Origin of the sequence: Sulfurimonas sp. HSL3-7 (assembly GCF_039645985.1) — a bacterium.
GTDB lineage: Bacteria > Campylobacterota > Campylobacteria > Campylobacterales > Sulfurimonadaceae > Sulfonitrofixus > Sulfonitrofixus jiaomeiensis.
This window is the reverse complement of the sequence record NZ_CP147919.1, coordinates 339,140-357,863: the sequence shown is the minus strand read 5'-3', so window position 1 is coordinate 357,863 and position 18,724 is coordinate 339,140. Positions and strand designations below refer to the sequence as shown.

Here is an 18,724-nt window from a genome sequence, read left to right as displayed (position 1 = left end):
ACGGCATTTATGGCCATCTGGTACAATAGAGGCTCCATTTTGTAAAATAGACAGGAACACTTATGCAAGAGATACTAAATCGCGTTGACTGGGAAAAATCAGAACTGCTGCCGGTCATTGTTCAGGACAGCACCACCAACGAAGTACTGATGATGGCCTATATGAACAAAGAAGCGCTTCAGCTTTCACTCGAAACAAAACTTGCCCACTACTATTCCCGCTCAAAACAGCGTATTTGGAAAAAAGGTGAAAGTTCCAACCACCTTCAGCATATTCAATCCTTCATGATCGACTGTGACAATGACACCCTGCTCCTCAAAGTCATTCAAGACGGCGTTGCTTGCCATACGGGGCGAAAATCATGTTTCTTTACAGAGTTGGACTCCGGCGAAGTGACGATTGACAAAAGCGTCGATACGGATGCGATGTACGGCGTGATCGACACGCTTTATCACACTATCCTTGATCGAAAGCATGCCGATCCTGAAAGTTCATGGACAGCAAAACTCTTCGCCAAAGGCGAGAACGACATCCTGAAAAAAGTCGTTGAAGAGGCCGGAGAGTTCAGTTTTGCAATCAAAGACGGTAACGAAGAGGAGATCATCTATGAATGTGCGGATCTGACCTATCATGTCATGGTCGCTCTCGGCTATCGAAACATCTCGCCTGACCGTATCAAGCAGGAATTGGCACGCCGATTCGGCATGAGCGGCATAACAGAGAAAGCGTCAAGAACAAAATAATACCACCGTCTTGTATTATATAATAATTACTTATATTATTTAATTTATATAAAAGTCTTTGCATCTTATCATTAAAGCTATTTCAAATTAGCAGGATGTATGATGAGAGTACTTACTATAGTCTTATGCTTCGCTCTTCAACTCCTGGGAGCCGAAGCTTTTATCTCTGCTCAGGAGCTTCACAGCCGCCTCCCCTCCGATGGAGTTGTTATCCTCGATGTCGGGAGTCACAGCAGCTACCATAAAGGCCATATCCCCGCCGCCATCCATGTCGACATCAACCAACTTTGTAGAGAGGTCGACGGCCATTATGAGATGCAGAACATTCCTCAACTTGTCGAACTCGTACGCCGACTCGGAATCGAAAACGACTCTGATGTCGTTATCTATAACCATAACACTCCCGACGGTCTTCTGCATGCCAGCTATCTTGCTTTGGCACTGCACCGTCTCGGTCACACAAAGGTCTCTATCCTCAACGGCGGTTATGATGAATGGCGCTATGAATACGACGGCGTCACAACGATCACGAACAGAGCACCCTCAGACTTTACCCCGCACCCCAACAATGACCTGATCGTTGACCGCAGCTACGTTGCCGGCAAACTCATGAAGGTGCCCATCCTCGATGCCCGTCCCGCCAAACACTACTACGGTATCTACAAAAGTCCCGGTGTCTATCGCCTTGGGCATATCAAAGGTGCCATGTGCGGCTATTGGAAAAACTGTCTGCTAAGCGACAACACGCTGGCCGAGAGAGCACTGCTTGAAGAGATCTACCTAAAGGGTTTCAGACTGGATCCGGCCGAAGAGGTGATCGTATACGGGCTTGACGGTTATCAGGCTGCCGTAACCTGGTATATTCTGCAGGGGGTCTTCGCTTTTAAAAATCTGAAAGTCTATGATGCTTCTCTTAAGGAGTGGGGCAATAGGGATGAGAGTGCGATGGTACGTTACGCCTGGGAGCTCCACCGGTAGCCTAATACTTCAGGCCGACCTTTTTCAGAGCGGCATTGATATGACGGATCTGTCTGTTCTTGTCGCGGCACCAGTCCGGTGAGATCAGGCTCTCATCGTCGATGCCTGCCGTCATACGCTGTACGCTGACATTTTCAGGCTTCATCTGCAGTGCTTTCACCAACACATCAAGATAATCCTCTTCGTTGATCGGTGTAAACTCTCCGCGGGCATATTCGTTGGCGAGTGCCGTACGTTTTACGACATAGAGCGAATGATACTTCACGGAGTCAATACCCCATGAATAGGCCTCTTTCGCCGTCGCAAGCATCATCTCTTTGTCTTCACCCGGAAGGCCGAAAATAAGGTGGCCGCAGACGTTCAGACCGGCCTCTTTGGACTTGATGATCCACTCTTTGACATTCTTCGCATCATGCCCGCGGTTGATACGTTCCAATGTCTTATCATAGACCGACTGGATCCCGAATTCGATCCAGATCTCTTTTACTTTGGCAAGTTCCGAGAGATAATCAAGTGTCTCTTGCGTAATAGAGTCTGAACGTGTACCGATGCTGAGCCCGACAACATCATCAAATGAGAGGGCCTTGTCATAAAGTGCTTTCAAGGTCGCAAATGGGGCATAGGTGTTTGTAAAAGACTGGAAATAGACCAGAAATTTTGTTGCACCGTATTCACGGCGGAGACGGGCACTCAGAGCGTCAAACTGCATCTGTAGCTGCAGCAGCTGCTTCTCAAGATACGGGTTCTCTTTGGATTCAAGATTGAGATAAAACCCTTTTAGCTCTTTGACCTGGTCGAGGCTGGCACTGAAGGAGTCGTTTTCGCAAAAGGTACATCCGCCCTTTGCTACGGTACCGTCTATGTTAGGACAGGTAAATCCGGATATATTGATACCGACTTTATAGACCTTTTCGCCGAACTTGTTTCGCAGGTATTCGCCAAAAGTATATATCTGTTTTGTCTTCAAAAAATTAACTTCTTATACAATATATTCGCCGGTAAAACATGCCGTACAGTAGCTGTCATCTTCGGAGTTAACACTGCGCATCAGTGCTTCATTGCTTAAGTAGGCCAGAGAGTCCGCCTCGATATAGTCGCAGATCTCCTGGGTGTTCATGTTGGCTGCGATCAGTTTATCTTTGTCCGGTGTATCGACCCCGTAAAAACACGGGTCAGTCGTCGGTGGGCTGGAGATACGCATATGCACCTCGGCCGCACCGGCCTCTTTGAGCATTCTGATAATACGGCGTGACGTTGTTCCACGGACGATCGAGTCATCAATGACAATAATACGCTTGCCCTTGATCAGGTTGGTGATCGGTGAAAGTTTCATCTTGACTTTCAGGTCGCGCATCTCCTGTGTCGGTTCGATAAAGGTACGGCCGATATAGTGGTTACGCATGATCCCCATCTCGTACGGGATACCGCTCTGCTGCGAATAACCGATTGCTGCCGGCACACCGCCGTCGGGGACCGGTACGACCATGTCCGCTTCGACCGGCTGTTCTTTGGCCAGTTCGATACCCATGTTTTTACGTTTCTGATAGACATTCTGTCCATAGACCTGGGAATCGGGACGTGCGAAATAGACATATTCGAAGATACAGTGTTTCGGCGTCGGTTCATAGACCTTGATGGATTGAATGGCCTTCCCTTTTTCAAAGATCAGCAATTCACCCGGTTCGACTTCACGGATGTACTCCGCCCCGATCAGGTCAAAGGCACAGGTTTCCGAAGCGACGACGTAACCGTCGCCGATACGGCCGAGACTGAGCGGACGGAAACCGAAACGGTCACGCATTGCAAACATCTTGGAACGGCTCAGGAATACCAGGGAGTAGGCCCCTTCGATCTTTTTAACTGCATCGACGATACGGTCTTTCAGCTTTCCTTGATCACTCTTGGCGATCAGGTGGATCAGGTTCTCGGTGTCCATGGAGCTCTGGAAGATCGCGCCTTTTTTGATCAACTCCCGACGTACCTCTTGATGGTTGGTCAGGTTACCGTTGTGCACGATGGAGAGCTGACCGAGATCATAATTGGCGTGCACAGGCTGTGCGTCCAAAATAGAGTCGTCCCCGGCTGTCGAATAACGCGTATGCCCGATGGCCATATGCCCTTTAAGCGTCCCAAGTTTCTGCTCATCGAAGACCTGAGTGACCAGACCGCGGTCCTTGATCGTGTGCAGACGCTCGCCGTCACCGGAACTGATTCCGGCAGCCTCCTGGCCCCGGTGTTGCAGGGCATGTAAAGAAAAATAGGCCAGTTTAGATGCCTCTTCATGATTAAAGATACCGACAACGGCACACTTTTCGTTCAAATTTTCACGCATAGATTTTCCTCTTTAAATTTCCAGACAGTCTGCGATACTGTAAAGCCCGCTCTCTTTATCGGCCAGCCATTGTGCCGCGCGTATCGCCCCTTTTGAAAAGGTGTTGCGACTGGTAGCCGTGTGGTTGAGTTCAATAAACTCACCGTCGTTATAAAATCCGACCGTATGGCGGCCGACAATGTCACCGCCGCGCAGCGCCATCACTGCGATCTCGTCTTCGGAACGTTCACCGATATTGCCGTTACGTCCGCTGACACGGACTCTGTCAAGGTCCAGTCCGCGGCCTGCAGCTGCAGATTCTGCCAGGGTCAAAGCCGTCCCGCTTGGTGCGTCTTTTTTGTGACGGTGATGCATCTCAACGACTTCGATATCAAAACCTTCAAGCGTCTTTGCCGCCGTATTGACCAGTTTGCTCAACATCGCCACGCCCAGTGACATATTGGTCGCATGCAGTACCGGCATCTGTTCACTCACCGTTTTAAGAAGGTTAAGCTGGTGTTCATCGAAGCCTGTTGTCCCCGATACGATCGGTCTTGGGCATTTCAGAGCCTCTTCAAAAAGCAGCTGAGCCGCTTCCGGCAATGAAAAATCGATAACAATGTCACAATGTTGTAAAAATGTTGCCAGATCATTCGTAACCGTTATCCCCTCCTGCAGCGGAAAGTTAAGTTCTTTACGGATATAAATGACACTAAGTTCAATCCCCTCTGTTTTGGCAAGATCCTCAATGAGAAGACGACCAACGCGTCCGCTGGCTCCGTACACACCTGCTTTTATCATTTTATACCCTCTAATTTAATTTTTCATCGACGAAAGCAATCGCCTGCAGCGCTGCTACCGCTCCGTCACCTGCAGCCGATACGACCTGTTTCGGTGCCGCTATACGCATATCGCCCACCGCATAAAGGCCCGGTACCGAAGTCCGCATCGAAATATCGACAATAACTTCGCCGGATTCGGTCATATCGCATAAAAAAGTGCCGTCTTCCTGCATCAACACCTGGTTGTTGACATCATTGCCGACAAAGACAAAGATACCCGGCACGTCTAGCTGGCGTAGCGTTCCGTCATTGATAATCATATGCACCCCCGTTACGCCCATTGCATCGCCGACGACTTCATCCACACAGGCATTGACGATCAGCTCGATGTTCTCTGTTTTCTTGACACGTTCAATGGTGTTGGGTGACGCACGGAAACGGTCACGTCGATGTATCAGATAGACTCTGCTGCAGAGCTTGGCTAAATAGAGGGCCTCCTCGAGAGCGGTATCGCCGCCGCCGACAACCGCGACCTCCTTGCCCTTGTAAAAGAATCCGTCACAGGTGGCACAGGTACTGACCCCTTTTCCGAAAAACAGGTCCTCGCCTTTGAAACCGGCACGTCTCGGTGTTGAACCCGTACCGACGATGACAGAGAGGGCCTCTTCTGTTTCGCCGTTCTCTTTGAGGATGACAAAGGTGCCGTCTTCTTTTTGACTGACACGTTTGACTTCGACCATTTCGTGCTTGAGTCCGAAGCGCTGGCACTGCTCCGGCCACGGCATCATCAGATCCATCCCTGTGATTTCACCTGTGACACCAGGGTAGTTTTCGATCTCGGAACTCTGTGTGATCTGTCCGCCGGGCATCCCTTTTTCAAACATTGTCACATTTGCCAAACCGCCGCGAGTTGTATATAATCCTGCCGTTAAACCTGCCGGTCCACCACCAATAATCGCACAATCCAACATCTTGGTTCCTTTTAAATTCATCACTGCAATTTTGTTTAAAATAATACCCGTTTACTACTAAAGAGACTCTTTGTCATTTGAATAATTCAGATTGTCTTAAGGGGAACTCTAAAAACCCTAGTCAGTCTCACCAACACAGCGTGTATGTTTCTCTGTGTTGCCCGCAGGGAGGGAAAAGAGGTGTCCTATAAGTTGAGAGGACGAAGGGGCGTTAGTAAGCGGCAACTAGCTCTTTAACGTGAAAAATAGGCATAAAAAAAGCCAAAGAGCTTTCACCCCTTGGCTTGAACAACCGTTTACGTTTGTAAAGATTAGAGAAGAGAGTTAATCTTTGACGCGAATGCATCTTTAGAAGCTGCACCGACCATCATATCGACTTGTTGACCATCTTTAAAGAAGATGATTGTCGGGATAGAGCGAACACCGTACTTAACAGCAATGTCCTGCTCTTCGTCAGTGTTGATTTTAACGATTTTAGCTTTGCCGTCAAAATCTTCTGCAAGCTCTTCAACTACCGGTGCGATCATACGACACGGTCCACACCATGGAGCCCAGAAATCTACCATTGTTACGCCTTCAGCGATTGTTGCATCGAAATCTGCAGATGTTGCTTCAATATATTTAGCCATGAGATTACCTCTTGTTATGAATTTATGAAAATATTATATCTCTTCTTCAGTTAATTTTTTATTTAGACACTGTTATCCTATGTTAAAAAAAGAAAAACGTTACCTTCTGAGATATAAATCAGAGAAATTTTATCCTATTTAAAAAAAGGCAATCTATGCTTGCTTTGATTATTGTAATTTTTTAATATTGACTTAAGATTACCTACAGCGTAATATTTTCTATATGCGTCACCGTATCCGGCGTCACAATAACACCGTCGACGCAATACGCCATATCAAGCTTGTGTTTTTTAAGATAGCTCGCTACTGTCAGCAGAAAACGCTGCAGCTTGACAGGGGTGATGTTTTGAACGGCACTGTCATACGCAGTGGCACTTTTCACTTCAACAAAATGCAATACATCTTCTTTAAGCGCGATGATATCAATTTCACCATAGCGGCTGTAGACATTGCGGTCAATGATATCAAAGTCGTGTTCACGCAGAAACTCGCACGCCTTTTCTTCAGCTATGGTTCCTTTGGCTCGACTCACGTCGGCCTCCCATTTAATCTTACTTTATCCGTAAAAAGCGTGCATTCAGCACACTTCTTTACGGCATATCCTTTGGCTCGACTCACGTCGGCCTCCCATTTAATCTTACTTTATCCGTAAAAAGCGTGCATTCAGCACACTTCTTTACGGCATATCCTTTGGCTCGACTCACGTCGGCCTCCCATTTAATCTTACTTTATCCGTAAAAAGCGTGCATTCAGCACACTTCTTTTCGGCATATCCCTTGTTTCGGCTCATCGCATCATCCTTTCAAAACAGGTGAGAAGCATGTCAAAACTTACGGTTGACTGCCTTGCCGTCTCATGGTTTAAGGAACCGGAACAACCTCGACTTTGATCGACTTGAATGCCGCGGTCAGGATCAATTCATCACATTTATCACCAAATAGTGCATTGATGCGCGAATCGGCATGGTGGAATGTCGTAAAGAGTGTTTTAGGTTTGACCTTGTCCGTCAGTTTGATCGTCAGCGGATTTGTCTTGCCGTACTCGGTCTGCAAGATTACTTTTTCGCTTGGGAAATCCGCCGCATCCTCTTCACAGACCAACAGGATATCTTCACTGTAGCGGTCCATCAATGCTTCGGTCTGCTTTGTTTGCGCCGCGTTGTTGTAGTGCGCGATCGTTCTTCCTGTCGTCAAATGGTAGCCCGTCAGTTTTTTACTTCTGATCTCTTCAACCATGCCACGCAGTTCATACTGTTTGTAATGAAACCGACCCAGCCCGTCTTCCGTACGGAAATCCAGTTGGTGCAGGATTGGGGTATCTTCCGTGTGTACCGGCCATTGCAGACCACGTTTTCGATGACGTTCCAAACGGATATAGTCCGCCCCGCTGAAACGGCGGTAGGCAACACGCTGTACCTCTTCCCAGATATCTTTCGAACTGGTATACGCAGCGTCACCGCCCATTTTATTGTCCAGCTGTTTCAGCACTTCCCAGTCATCCGGCAGGTCCGATTTGACAAGCGGCTGCGACAGGTGCAGACGGCGCATCGCATTGATATAGACACCCGTCTTCTCATAGGCCGACTTGACGCCGATGACGATATCCGCTTTCTGGGCGATATCAGTCATGAACAGCTCTTGGACCATGATCAGTTCGAGGTTTTCGATCGCACGTTCGATCTTGTTGAGATTCGGATGGATATGGGTCAGATCCTCGCCCATGTTCAGCACCGCTTTAACGCGTCCTTCGAGCATCTCATCCACCAGTTGCGGCGTCATCAGGCCCACCTCTTTAGGCGTTTGATAGTCCGGATCGTAATACGGCAGCATCCCCATGTCGCAGGTGCCCTGAACATTGTTCTGTCCGCGAAGCGGCATCAATCCGGCACCGCTTTTGCCGATGTTGCCGGTCATTAGGGCAAGGTGGGTGATCGCCATAACGGCGTACGAGCCATCCAGATGTTCCGTGATACCCAGACCCCAGAAGATCATCGATTTTTTAAGGGCATACTCACGGGCCACCTTGCGGATCATCTTCGCCATATATTCGTACCCCTCTATCTCATTGAAATAGTCCGGGTTGGCATAAGGATCGTTCAGTATCTTCTCTTTGAACGCCAAAAACCCTGTTGTCCGCTCGGCGATAAAATCTTCCGCATACAACTCTTCGTCGATGATGACATAGGCCAGCATGTTCAACACCAGCAGATTCGCCTCATGCGGCATGATCGCTTTGTACTTGGCAAAACGGTGAAGCTTGATCTCCCGGACATCAAAGACAGCCAGATTATCATGTTCCCTTGCAACATCCAGGATACGGTTTGAGATGATCGGGTGTGCTTCGGTGGTGTTCGAACCGATAACGATCATAAATTCCGTATTGTAGATGTCATTGTACGGATTGGTCGCGGCACCCTCCCCTATGGTCGTACGCATTCCTTTAAGCGACGGTGAATGACAGACCCTCGCACAGTTATCGACATGCGGCGAGTTCAGTGTATGACGGGTGAACTTTTGGAACAGATAAGAGTTCTCGCATGAGGTTCTCGCCCCGCCGATGGAACAGACCGATTTTCTGCCGTACTTCGCCTGAATCTCTTTCAGTTTCATAGCCGCGGCCGTTGTCGCCGTATCGAGATCCGTTTCATACCAGACGGCATCAAAATCGTTCAGTTTCGAACCGATCGCCTCTTTGATAGCTGGGTTCTTCTCTAAAAAGCTCTTTTTGATGCGCGGTATTCGCAGCCGCTCTTCTGAATCGACAAAGTCAAAACCGTACTTGCCTTTGATACAGAGCTTCCCTTGCGATACGACCCCGTCCGGATGGGCAAAAATCTTGACGATTTTATTGTCTTCGACATTTGCCGCAATATCACACCCTACACCACAATATGTACATACACTATCGATTGTTTCCACGGTTTTGCCCCATTGAGAAGTTAAATACTAAAGACTACAGACGTAAAGATAGCGATTCTGCACTATTGAGTATTTTTATCATTCAGAGTTTACAGTGTCATGACTTAATAAGTTTAAAAATACTGGGGTTACCAAAGGGGTTTCAGAAGAAAAAAATTACTATCGGTTTGAGGTAAAAACAGCCCCTCTCTCAAGAAGGGACTCTACCAAAATATCGTTCTTAGACGATACGGATCATAACCGGGTCAGCCATCACAAAATCGAGTGTTTTAACGACGGAAATCACATCCTGAATGTTTCGTTCAACAGCCATATGCGTCGAGAGCAGGAGGTTGACCGATTCCGAACCGGACGGGCGCTGCAAAATAGTCTCGATGGAGATATCATGCTCACTGAAGAGCGCTGTGATCTTGGCCAGGACACCCGGTTTGTCCATCACGTTGAAACGCATGTAATATTTCGATGCAATGGCATCTTTGGCTTTTAGCGTCAATCCATGTTCCAAAGGTTTGTTAAACCCGAGCATCGGTGCCGATTTGCCCGAACGGACGATATCGATAATATTGGCCACAACGGCACTCGCTGTCGCATCGCCGCCGGCACCCGGACCGTAGTAGAGTGTCTCGCCCACTTTGTCGCCTACGACACTGATGCCGTTCATCACGCCGTCGATTTTGGCGATCATCTCATCTTTGGAGATCAGAGCGGCATGGACGCGCAGCTCCACTTCATCACCGTCACGTTTGGCGATCGCAAGCAGTTTTACGGCGTAACCGAACTCCTTGGCAAAGGCAATATCGTCCTGGGTCACATTCTCTATCCCCTCGATCAGGATATCTTCCGGTTTGGCATCGATCCCGTAGGCGATAGAGGCAAGGATGAGAAGTTTGTGTGCGGCATCAAATCCGCCGACATCGAAGGTCGGGTCCGCTTCGGCATAACCCAGTTCCTGGGACTCTTTCAGAATCGCATCGTAAGCGACACCGTCATCTGTCATCTTGGTCATCATGTAATTCGATGTCCCGTTCATAATGCCGACGATCGACTCGATATGGTTCGCTGAAAGGCCGTCACGGAGAGCATTAATGATCGGGATCCCCCCGGCGACACTCGCTTCGAATTCGAAGGGAAGATCTTTGGCGATATCCTGAAGTTCGTAACGATGATAGGCGAGAAGCGCCTTGTTGGCTGTGACAACGGCCTTGCCGTTTTGCAAGGCCGTTTTGACCACTTCGAACGCCTCATCCACGCCGCCCATCAGTTCAACGACCACATCGATCTCAGGATCGTTGACGATATCGTACGGATTATCGGTGAGCTTGATATCAAGCCCTCTCTCTTTTGCAAGGTTCTTGACCACGCCTGAGGTCACGATCACTTCACGGCCTGCACGTGCCGTGATCATCTCTTTGTTGTCATTAAGAATCTTTACAACGGATGTTCCAACTGTTCCGACACCGATTACACCGACTTTAACCATCAATATTTTCCTCTTCAAACTGCTGTAAAAAGCGTTTGATATTTTTACCGGCCTGACGGATACGGTTTTCGTTCTCGATCAATGCGATACGGACATACCCCTCACCGTATTCGCCGAAGCCGATGCCAGGAGCGACCGCGACCTGTGCTTCGACCAATAGACGCTTGCTGAACTCCAGTGAACCCAGATGCGCAGCGCATTCGGGGATCTTCGCCCAGACAAACATGGAGGCACGGTTGAGTTTTACCGGCCAGCCTGCACGGTTGAAGGTTTCGACCAGCACATCCTGTCGTTTGTCATACTTGTTGACGATCTCTTCGACACAGCTCTGATCGCCGGTCAAAGCAACCGTAGCCGCCACCTGGATCGGGGTGAACATACCGTAGTCCAGCCACGATTTGATCTTCTGAAGTGCTCCGATCAGCTTGGGGTTCCCGACAAAGAAGCCGACACGCCAGCCCGCCATATTGTAGCTTTTCGAAAGGGTGAAGCTTTCCACTGCCACATCCTTGGCTCCCGGTACGCTCATGATCGACGGCGTCTTATAGCCGCGGAACGTAATATCGCCGTACGCGATATCGGAGATGATGTAAAAACGCTCTTTCTTCGCCAGAGCGACCAGACGCGTGTAAAACTCCGGCGTCACCGTAGCTGACGACGGGTTGTGAGGAAAGTTGACCACCACATATTTCGGCTTGACGAAAGAGTCTTTGAACGCTGTTTCAAGGTTCACAAAGAACTGATCTTCATCCACATTATAATCTTCGTCAAACGGCAGTTCCATCTTCTGGACATTGCCGCCGGCAAGAACGAAACCGTAGGAGTGGATCGGATAGGTCGGGTCCGGTACGACGATCACATCACCGGGGTTGGTAATGGCGTATGCAAGGTGGGCATAGCCCTCTTTTGAGCCCATGGTCGCTACCGCTTCGGTTACCGGGTCCAGATCGACCTCATAGCGCTCTTTATACCAGTCACAGATTGCCTTGCGCAATTTGATGATCCCTTTGGAGTCTGAATAACCGTGTGTTTTTGTCTTTTGCGCCGACTCAATAAGTTTTTCGCGAATATGCTCCGGCGTGTCACCGTCAGGGTTACCCATAGAAAAGTCGATGACGTCAGCACCTGCACGACGTTCATACATTTTCAATTCGTTAACTTCGGCGAATACGTACTTCGGAAGTCTCTGTATTCGGTCAAACTGAATTTCATTAAACATTGTTTCTCCTATTTTTTCCCGGAAGGACTAAATTCAAGTCCATATCTGATATTTGTTATTGTGTAAAGGTCACTGACCCTTATATAGCGTGTTTCCTGCGGTAAATTCAAATTAAATTCGCTTGTCTCTTCATCTTGCTTTATCACCTTTAACAGTCGCAGTGAGCTGTCATAAAGTGCGATATACGGGTACCAGAAATTTGCCCTGTGGCTTTTGATCTGCATCGATTTGATATGATCGACATCAAGCCACTTGGCATATTGAAGACGACTGTATTTTTTCTTCTTTCCAATTTCAAGCTGATCGACTTTAAGATGTGCTTTTGAGGTGTCGATATCATAGTGCCAATCCGTTGCGGAGTTGCGTACAATATCGATGATGTCACATCCGCACGTTGAAAGCTCTTTACGTAACAGTACCGGGTCCGTCACATACTCCGCTTCGAGTGAAATAGTCCACTCAAAACCACTTTCATCATTTTTCGACTCTTTCGTCACATAGCGGTAATACCCCATAGAGCGCAGGGTGTCACCCATCAACTTGACAAAAAAGAGCGGCGAACCGGTTGAATGAAAGGTCATCTCATACTGCTGCGGCTCTTCAAAGAAGAGGTGCAGCAACCCATTTTCCTGCAGCGTCTCAACAACTTTTACGACATTGATATGCTCTTTCGTGTAAAAATTTTTTGTATCTCTAAAGATAATATGAATGTAATCTCTGTTTTTTGAATAAGACTCTTCGCCGATAAAAGAGATGATCTTCTCGTCAAGAAGCTCTTCTTCTATCACTTCCTGTGCAAAAACCGAGAGGGCCAAGACCAAAACAAGCAGCAGCTTTTTCACCACAATTTACCTTTATTCCGCGCTTTGAACTCATCTTCATCAATCTTATGACAAACGCCGCTCTCATATAAAAAGAGCAGTTTGTCATTTACTCTATATTTTTTTGTTGTATCGCCACACTCCATGTCAAGATAACCGTATCCGGTCATGATAAGCCACTCTTTTTTCCCGTCAAGATCAAGAGGCTCAGTAATGATCTTTACTTTGCGTTTATGCGTCTCTGCATCGATAATACCCAGCCACAGCTTTCCATGCGGAACGATACGTAAGTAGAGCGGTACCGTCGGTTCCGGACCGTTGAGTGGTTCCTGCTGGAGCTGTGCACTCACTTGCTGTGCCTGGCTGTCAGGCACAGCCGTCGCGTTGCTCTCCGAAACGTCTTGTCCGAACTCGGCCGATTCGACCTCGTTGTCTTTGATCGGCTCATCAACATTAGCCGCATGAACAGGTTCCAGATTCAAATTCTTTTTCGCCTGATCTATTGCCGTATTGTTGATCTCTATCTTCGCCTCTTCAGGTACCGAAAAATCGATGAAAGTAAACAGCAGGATCAGCACAAGAACAACAGCAACCGCTGAAGCCCCATAGAGAACTTTTTTCTTTTCAAACAGCTTTGGGGCCGTTTCGGGAATCTCAAAACTGCTCTCGTGCGCCATCTCTTCCTGCGCCCGCGCAAAAAGGTACTCCTGCTTTAGTGCTGAAAGGTCGACTTTATATTCGCGCTCGAGTATGGAGAGAAAGCCAAAGAACTGTGCCTTTGCAAAAAGCGTGAACTCTTTATTCAAGATCGCCTCTACATGCGCCACCGGAATGTGTGTTGCTGAGGCGATCTTCTTGCTGCCTAACTCCTGAAGCTTTTCAAAATCATCCATCACTAACGCATCCTATCCATTAAAATTGCGCCGGCGGCACTGACATTGAGCGAATCAAAACCGTGTGCCATTTTAATGCTCACCGGATAATCAAGTTTTTCAACCACGCGATTAGAAAGCCCCTCTGACTCATTGCCCAAGACCAAGGCTCTTTTATAAGTGATATTCGCACCGTTGATGTCTTCTCCGTCCATTACGGCACCATAGATATAGTAACCTGAGGTCTTCAGATCATTCAGTACATCGTGGACATTATTGACGATCGCTATCGGCATGTCAAAGATCGCACCCGATGAGCTGCGGACTATAGCTTCAAGGTTTAGATGCTTTATGCCGCATACGACGATACCGTCAACCCCAAGGGCATAAGCACTTCGGATAATGGCGCCGATATTCCCGACATCAGTGATGCCGCTTAAAATGACAATAAACGGTTTGGTGCGCAGGGCCTCAAGGCTTTTGACTTCAACCCCATCTATATCGGCCAGAAACCCCTGATGGTTTCCGTTTTTAGCCATTTTCTGAGCAGCCTCGGGCGGTATACGTTTGATAGTAACACCCATCCGCATAAGGCGCGAGTACTCTTTTTTTTCCAGCTCTTTTGCTAGATAGAGCGTCTCAATACGGTGCGGGTACTTCTCAAGAAGATAATAAACTGGTTGTTTTCCATAGATTAACATCCGATGATTTTATCCAAAAATTTCTTTTAAAAATGTGAGAAAAATATTTTTGTGTTATATCGTTCGTGCAAGGCGGGATTTTATGGGCTTAAAGAGGCGTAAAAGCATCTGTTTTTTTGGCGGGACGAAGAGCTTTCGGCTACTGTTTCTTTTCGCCCAGTAAACGCTGATAACAGGCTTTTGGATGTTCTCCGGTAATCTTTGCGATCAATTTTGAGGCCACTTTGATAGGAAGATCAAAGGCCAGGATATCACGTTCGCTAATGCTGGAGCGATGGGTTTCACCTGCTTCGATAACGACAACCCACTCCCCTTTGACCGGTGCCGGGATCTTTGATCTGATCTCGGCAGCCGTACCGTGCAGATAGCTCTGATACTTTTTGGTCAGCTCTTTCGCTAAAAAGAGGCGGCGTTCAGGTGCTTCCAAGGCCAGTTCATCAAGCAGTTTCATCAAGCGGTGCGGTGCTTCATAGAGTACCGTTGTATAGCCGTTAAACAGTGCCTCTTGCAGTGCTGTGCTGCGATCGCTCCCTTTGTGCGGCAGAAATCCGAAAAAGAGCATTTGCGTTGCGACAAAGCCGCTCGCGACAAATGCGGTCAAGACCGCATTGGCCCCGGGCAGGATATCATACTTGATCCCGTTGTCAATACAATAACGCACCAGAGTCTGCCCCGGATCGCTGATACCCGGCATCCCCGCATCACTCACATAGACAACATTCTGTTCAAAAAATGAGGGTTCCAGTTTGTCAACAAAATCTTTCTCATTATGCGAATGCAGGGAGATAAATTCTTGTTCACGACGTTCCAGGTTATAGCGCGTATCCAGGATATTAAGAAGTTTTTTGGTGATTCGGGTGTCTTCACAGAGCAGGATATCTGCTTGTGAAAGCGTTTCCATGGCGCGCAGCGAGATATCGCCGATATTGCCGATAGGAGTAGGGACAAGGGTAAGCAATGCTTACTCTTAGATTATTTCTGTGCGTAACGTGCTTTGAATTTCTCAATACGTCCGGCAGTATCTACGATCTTCTCAGAACCGGTAAAGAACGGGTGGCATTCGTTACAGATATCGACACGTAGTTCGTCTTTCGTACTTTTAGTAACAAATTCGTTACCACAAGCACAAGATACTTTACACTCAACCGATGTAGGGTGAATCTCTTTTTTCATTTTCTTGCCTTTTGCGCCACGCTCTGTACGTAGTCGCGGTATATTTTTAGAATCCGTACGGGTGCGGATTTTAAGAAGGCGTATTGTATCGAAATCCGCTTAAATTAGCAAGCCCTCTCTGCGCGACGATGCAGGCGGCATAGAAGATGTCGGGAAGAGAATGGTTACAGAAGTATTTTCGAAGCGATCGCTGTGGCTGCGGTTTCGGAACGGAGTATCATCGGGGTATCGAGACGGACGACCTTCTGCTGCCGTAAAAGTGCACGTTCGGCCTCACTCAGTCCGCCTTCGCTGCCGATAAGAACCGTGTCTATGCCGCCGCTCTCGCCTAAGACCTCATCACAAAAGTCGAAGACCACCGTTTGCGGGTTTTGTGCGATAAAGGCTTCAATGTTTTTCACCTCATCGAAGCGCATCCGCGTACTGCGCCCGCACTGTTGCATCGAACTTTCCAGAATACGGTTGTAACGTTTGTAGTCGGGCTTGAAGTTCTTTTGCGAACGGTCGCAATAGATAAAGGTTATCTTCGTGACACCGAGCTCATTAAGAAGCGGCAGAACCTTTTCGACCGAGTTGCTGTCGACCACACACCAGCCGATATGCAGGGGCTTTGGGGCAGCGACCGCTTCCTCTTCCGCGCTGACCAGTTCAAGCGTCGCACTTCGCCCATCGATATTTGCGATGTTGTACCGGTAGAGTGTCTGGCTCTCTTCTCGTTGACGGAAACCGAGCTCATCACCAATCTTATGCCGGCGCACTTTGATGATGTATTTGAAAGCTTCGCCTTTCAATACCAGCTGCTCTTTTCCCGCATCATCATCAAACAGAAATCTCATATAAACATCCAGATACTGATGAGTATGATCAAGGCGATCTCGCTTATCAGAATTATCCGCGCATCTTTTTTATACTTCTCAAAAGCCCCCTCTTCAGCGATCGAGGCATACTTAAGCGGTTTCGACCGCTTGATCTCAAAGATGATAAGAACAACGGAAAGAAGAATCATTGCGACATTCGGGATCGTAAAACTGAGCTGTTTGGCGGCCATCATCACCATACCGGTAAAGATAGGGACGAACATCGCCATGAAGATCAGCGGACCCTGGATACGCATCTTCTTCAGGTAGGCTATTACGTCTTCGCTTCTGTTAAGCTGCCACAGACTCGCCAAAAAAATTGCTATCAGAAGCAGGACGCCCCACCAGTGAACAGATAGACTCATATTGTACATTGCATTCATAACCAAGATTTTACACAAATTCTTCTATAATCTTTCTGCTTATTTGAAGCAATTGATCTATTGATAAAAGGATTATTATGGCTGTAACTGTTGACGAGGCGCTTTCGCTTATCTTTGAACATGTAAAACCAAAATCGATACAGTTACTACCTATTGAGATGGCGCTCGGACATGTCCTGGCCGAAGAGATCACAGCCACGCATAACCTGCCCCCTTTTGACAACTCGGCGATGGATGGTTATGCCGTTAAAAATGCCGATGCAGGAAAGTCTCTTGAATGTCTTCACACGATCTTTGCCGGCGACAAAGAGGAGATCAAGCTGCAGGAGGGAAACTGCATCAAGATCATGACCGGGGCCCGTATCCCCCACGGTTGTGAGGCGATCGTTCCCGTTGAGGAGACCACTGCTGAAAGTGACAAGATCACGATGCCCGAAAAGATCCGCCCGGCTCAGCATATCCGCCTGACCGGTGAAGATATTCAAAGCGGTGACCGTCTGCTGGAAAAAGGCGAAAGACTCCATGCCCACCACATTACTCTGCTGGCGTCACAGGGGATCTCCCAGGTCCACGTCTATAAAAAGCCCCGTGTTGCCCTCTTCGCCTCAGGCAGTGAGCTCAAAATGCACTTCGAGCAAGTTACGGACTACCAGCTCTACAATACCAACACGCCGACCATCATGGCCCGTTGCCAGGAGCTAGGCTGTGCGGTCCAGTTCATCGGAACCGCAGTTGATTCGCTCGAGAGCATCCACGAACTGATCGAATCAGCACTCGACTCCGATCTCATTATCACCTCGGGCGGTGTCAGTGTCGGCGATGCCGACTACACCAAAGAGGCATTCGCAGCCTTTGACTACACCAATATCTTTGAAAAAATCGAGATCAAACCGGGGAAACCGACCACTTTCGGCCGCATCGGCAACACCTACGTCCTGAACCTGCCGGGCAATCCTCTGGCGGCAGCCCTTATCTTCGAGATATTCGGACAAAGTACCATCAATGCGCTCTCCGCTGTCAGCGAGAAGTACCTTGCCACCCTGCAGGCCAAGCTCAAAGGAAGCTATAAAACACGTCCCGGACGCAACACCCTGGTGCCGGGTTATTATGACGGTGAAAGTTTTGACGTGTGCAAAAAGTATGCGCCCGGCATGGTCTCGCCGCTAGCGAAGGCCAATGCTTTGATCTTTGTCGATGCGGGTGTGAGCGAGCTGGAAGAGGGGCACGCCGTCAAGATCATTCCGACACGCTTCAGTTTCAACTGCGTCGAACCGAAATCGCTTTTCACAAAATAGTTTTCTTTTTTTGAATGGTTTTAGATAGTTAGTATTCAATTTTTTTGACATTTTGAATTACGTAGAAAATTCGATGTTCCGTGCAATAAGGCATAGCCGGATTGAAAAGCGTCAGCTTTTAATTTCAAATCAATGCGTTACCGCTTGGCTCTTTTCGAAGCATCTGCAGAGCTGACTGGAACTCTCTTTTTCTCGTTAAGAAAATTACTCTGTCTGAGCGTAAGCGAGTTAGGAATTTTTAGAGGAAAAGAGAGTGTAAGGAAGGTAGTCGACAGCCTGTCAACCTCGAAGCCGATTCGAGAGCTTTTTTGGTTTCGTTTTTTTGCGGAGAAAAAAAGGAAAGAGTGTATGAAACAAAAGTTATTCGTTCCTATATTTGTGTCACAACAGATCTTAACTGCACAACTTCTTTAAATGTATTTTGATAGCTAGTATGTTACTTTTTACGATGCGACATTTAGTGTCGCCCTGCATTACACTTTAGTGTTTTATCTTCTTGCTCGCTCAAGAAACGCCTTCGACGATGTTTCACATAACTTCTACGGTTCCAACCCTAAAAAAGCCAAGCAGTTGGCTTTTTCTTAACGGCTT

Annotated in this window: 19 protein-coding genes; 3 read left to right on the top strand and 16 right to left on the bottom strand. The window is 47.9% G+C overall.

Features of this window, described 5'->3' with window-relative positions; genetic code table 11:
• Window positions 1-62: 62 nt before the first annotated feature.
• Window positions 63-743, top strand: coding sequence for a bifunctional phosphoribosyl-AMP cyclohydrolase/phosphoribosyl-ATP diphosphatase HisIE (gene hisIE, locus WCY20_RS01855; RefSeq protein ID WP_345976571.1), 681 nt, complete (start codon window positions 63-65; stop codon window positions 741-743).
• 99 nt (window positions 744-842) lie between these two features.
• Window positions 843-1,721 (top strand): rhodanese-like domain-containing protein, encoded by an 879-nt coding sequence (locus WCY20_RS01850; protein WP_345976570.1) that lies wholly within the window; start codon window positions 843-845, stop codon window positions 1,719-1,721.
• Window position 1,722: 1 nt separating this feature from the next.
• On the opposite strand, the gene WCY20_RS01845 is transcribed toward WCY20_RS01850, so the two are convergent.
• The 16 genes from WCY20_RS01845 to WCY20_RS01770 form a co-directional block, all read right to left on the bottom strand.
• Entirely contained in the window at window positions 1,723-2,688 is a 966-nt protein-coding gene (locus tag WCY20_RS01845; RefSeq protein WP_345976569.1) for a TIGR01212 family radical SAM protein, read from the bottom strand.
• A 12-nt stretch (window positions 2,689-2,700) separates the two neighbouring features.
• A complete protein-coding gene (gene purF, locus WCY20_RS01840) occupies window positions 2,701-4,053 on the bottom strand; it encodes an amidophosphoribosyltransferase (RefSeq protein ID WP_345976568.1) in 1,353 nt (450 codons plus the stop codon).
• A gap of 12 nt (window positions 4,054-4,065) precedes the next feature.
• A complete protein-coding gene (dapB, locus tag WCY20_RS01835; RefSeq protein ID WP_345976567.1) occupies window positions 4,066-4,833 on the bottom strand; it encodes a 4-hydroxy-tetrahydrodipicolinate reductase in 768 nt (255 codons plus the stop codon).
• 10 nt (window positions 4,834-4,843) lie between these two features.
• A complete protein-coding gene (locus WCY20_RS01830) occupies window positions 4,844-5,785 on the bottom strand; it encodes an FAD-dependent oxidoreductase (protein WP_345978197.1) in 942 nt (313 codons plus the stop codon).
• 311 nt (window positions 5,786-6,096) lie between these two features.
• Entirely contained in the window at window positions 6,097-6,414 is a 318-nt protein-coding gene (gene trxA, locus WCY20_RS01825; RefSeq protein WP_345976566.1) for a thioredoxin, read from the bottom strand.
• 202 nt (window positions 6,415-6,616) lie between these two features.
• The gene (locus WCY20_RS01820; protein WP_345976565.1) at window positions 6,617-6,946 is read right to left on the bottom strand and encodes a YraN family protein; all 330 of its coding nucleotides are present in this window, start codon (window positions 6,944-6,946) and stop codon (window positions 6,617-6,619) included.
• A gap of 328 nt (window positions 6,947-7,274) precedes the next feature.
• Window positions 7,275-9,332: a molybdopterin-dependent oxidoreductase gene (locus WCY20_RS01815; RefSeq protein WP_345976564.1), complete on the bottom strand. Its 2,058-nt coding sequence runs from the start codon at window positions 9,330-9,332 to the stop codon at window positions 7,275-7,277.
• A 220-nt stretch (window positions 9,333-9,552) separates the two neighbouring features.
• Window positions 9,553-10,812 carry a homoserine dehydrogenase gene (locus WCY20_RS01810; protein WP_345976563.1) on the bottom strand — a complete coding sequence of 420 codons (1,260 nt, stop codon included), beginning with the start codon at window positions 10,810-10,812 and terminating at the stop codon, window positions 9,553-9,555.
• Window positions 10,805-12,031, bottom strand: coding sequence for an LL-diaminopimelate aminotransferase (locus WCY20_RS01805; RefSeq protein ID WP_345976562.1), 1,227 nt, complete (start codon window positions 12,029-12,031; stop codon window positions 10,805-10,807). Before WCY20_RS01805 ends, WCY20_RS01810 begins: the two co-directional genes overlap by 8 nt.
• An 8-nt stretch (window positions 12,032-12,039) precedes the next feature.
• Window positions 12,040-12,876, bottom strand: coding sequence for a hypothetical protein (locus tag WCY20_RS01800; RefSeq protein ID WP_345976561.1), 837 nt, complete (start codon window positions 12,874-12,876; stop codon window positions 12,040-12,042).
• Window positions 12,870-13,745: a hypothetical protein gene (locus WCY20_RS01795; protein ID WP_345976560.1), complete on the bottom strand. Its 876-nt coding sequence runs from the start codon at window positions 13,743-13,745 to the stop codon at window positions 12,870-12,872. The genes WCY20_RS01800 and WCY20_RS01795 overlap by 7 nt, the downstream gene beginning before the upstream one ends.
• A gap of 2 nt (window positions 13,746-13,747) precedes the next feature.
• Complete coding sequence (gene rlmB, locus WCY20_RS01790) at window positions 13,748-14,425, bottom strand: 23S rRNA (guanosine(2251)-2'-O)-methyltransferase RlmB (RefSeq protein WP_345976559.1); 678 nt, start codon at window positions 14,423-14,425, stop codon at window positions 13,748-13,750.
• A 139-nt stretch (window positions 14,426-14,564) separates the two neighbouring features.
• Window positions 14,565-15,383: a 16S rRNA (cytidine(1402)-2'-O)-methyltransferase gene (rsmI, locus tag WCY20_RS01785; RefSeq protein ID WP_345976558.1), complete on the bottom strand. Its 819-nt coding sequence runs from the start codon at window positions 15,381-15,383 to the stop codon at window positions 14,565-14,567.
• Between the two features lie 14 nt (window positions 15,384-15,397).
• Window positions 15,398-15,598 carry a 50S ribosomal protein L31 gene (gene rpmE, locus WCY20_RS01780; RefSeq protein ID WP_345976557.1) on the bottom strand — a complete coding sequence of 67 codons (201 nt, stop codon included), beginning with the start codon at window positions 15,596-15,598 and terminating at the stop codon, window positions 15,398-15,400.
• Between the two features lie 164 nt (window positions 15,599-15,762).
• Window positions 15,763-16,434, bottom strand: coding sequence for a 16S rRNA (uracil(1498)-N(3))-methyltransferase (locus WCY20_RS01775; protein WP_345976556.1), 672 nt, complete (start codon window positions 16,432-16,434; stop codon window positions 15,763-15,765).
• Window positions 16,431-16,820 carry a hypothetical protein gene (locus WCY20_RS01770; RefSeq protein WP_345976555.1) on the bottom strand — a complete coding sequence of 130 codons (390 nt, stop codon included), beginning with the start codon at window positions 16,818-16,820 and terminating at the stop codon, window positions 16,431-16,433. The genes WCY20_RS01775 and WCY20_RS01770 overlap by 4 nt, the downstream gene beginning before the upstream one ends.
• A 95-nt stretch (window positions 16,821-16,915) precedes the next feature.
• Between WCY20_RS01770 and glp the strand changes: the two genes are divergently transcribed.
• The gene (gene glp, locus WCY20_RS01765; RefSeq protein WP_345976554.1) at window positions 16,916-18,133 is read left to right on the top strand and encodes a gephyrin-like molybdotransferase Glp; all 1,218 of its coding nucleotides are present in this window, start codon (window positions 16,916-16,918) and stop codon (window positions 18,131-18,133) included.
• Window positions 18,134-18,724: the final 591 nt, after the last annotated feature.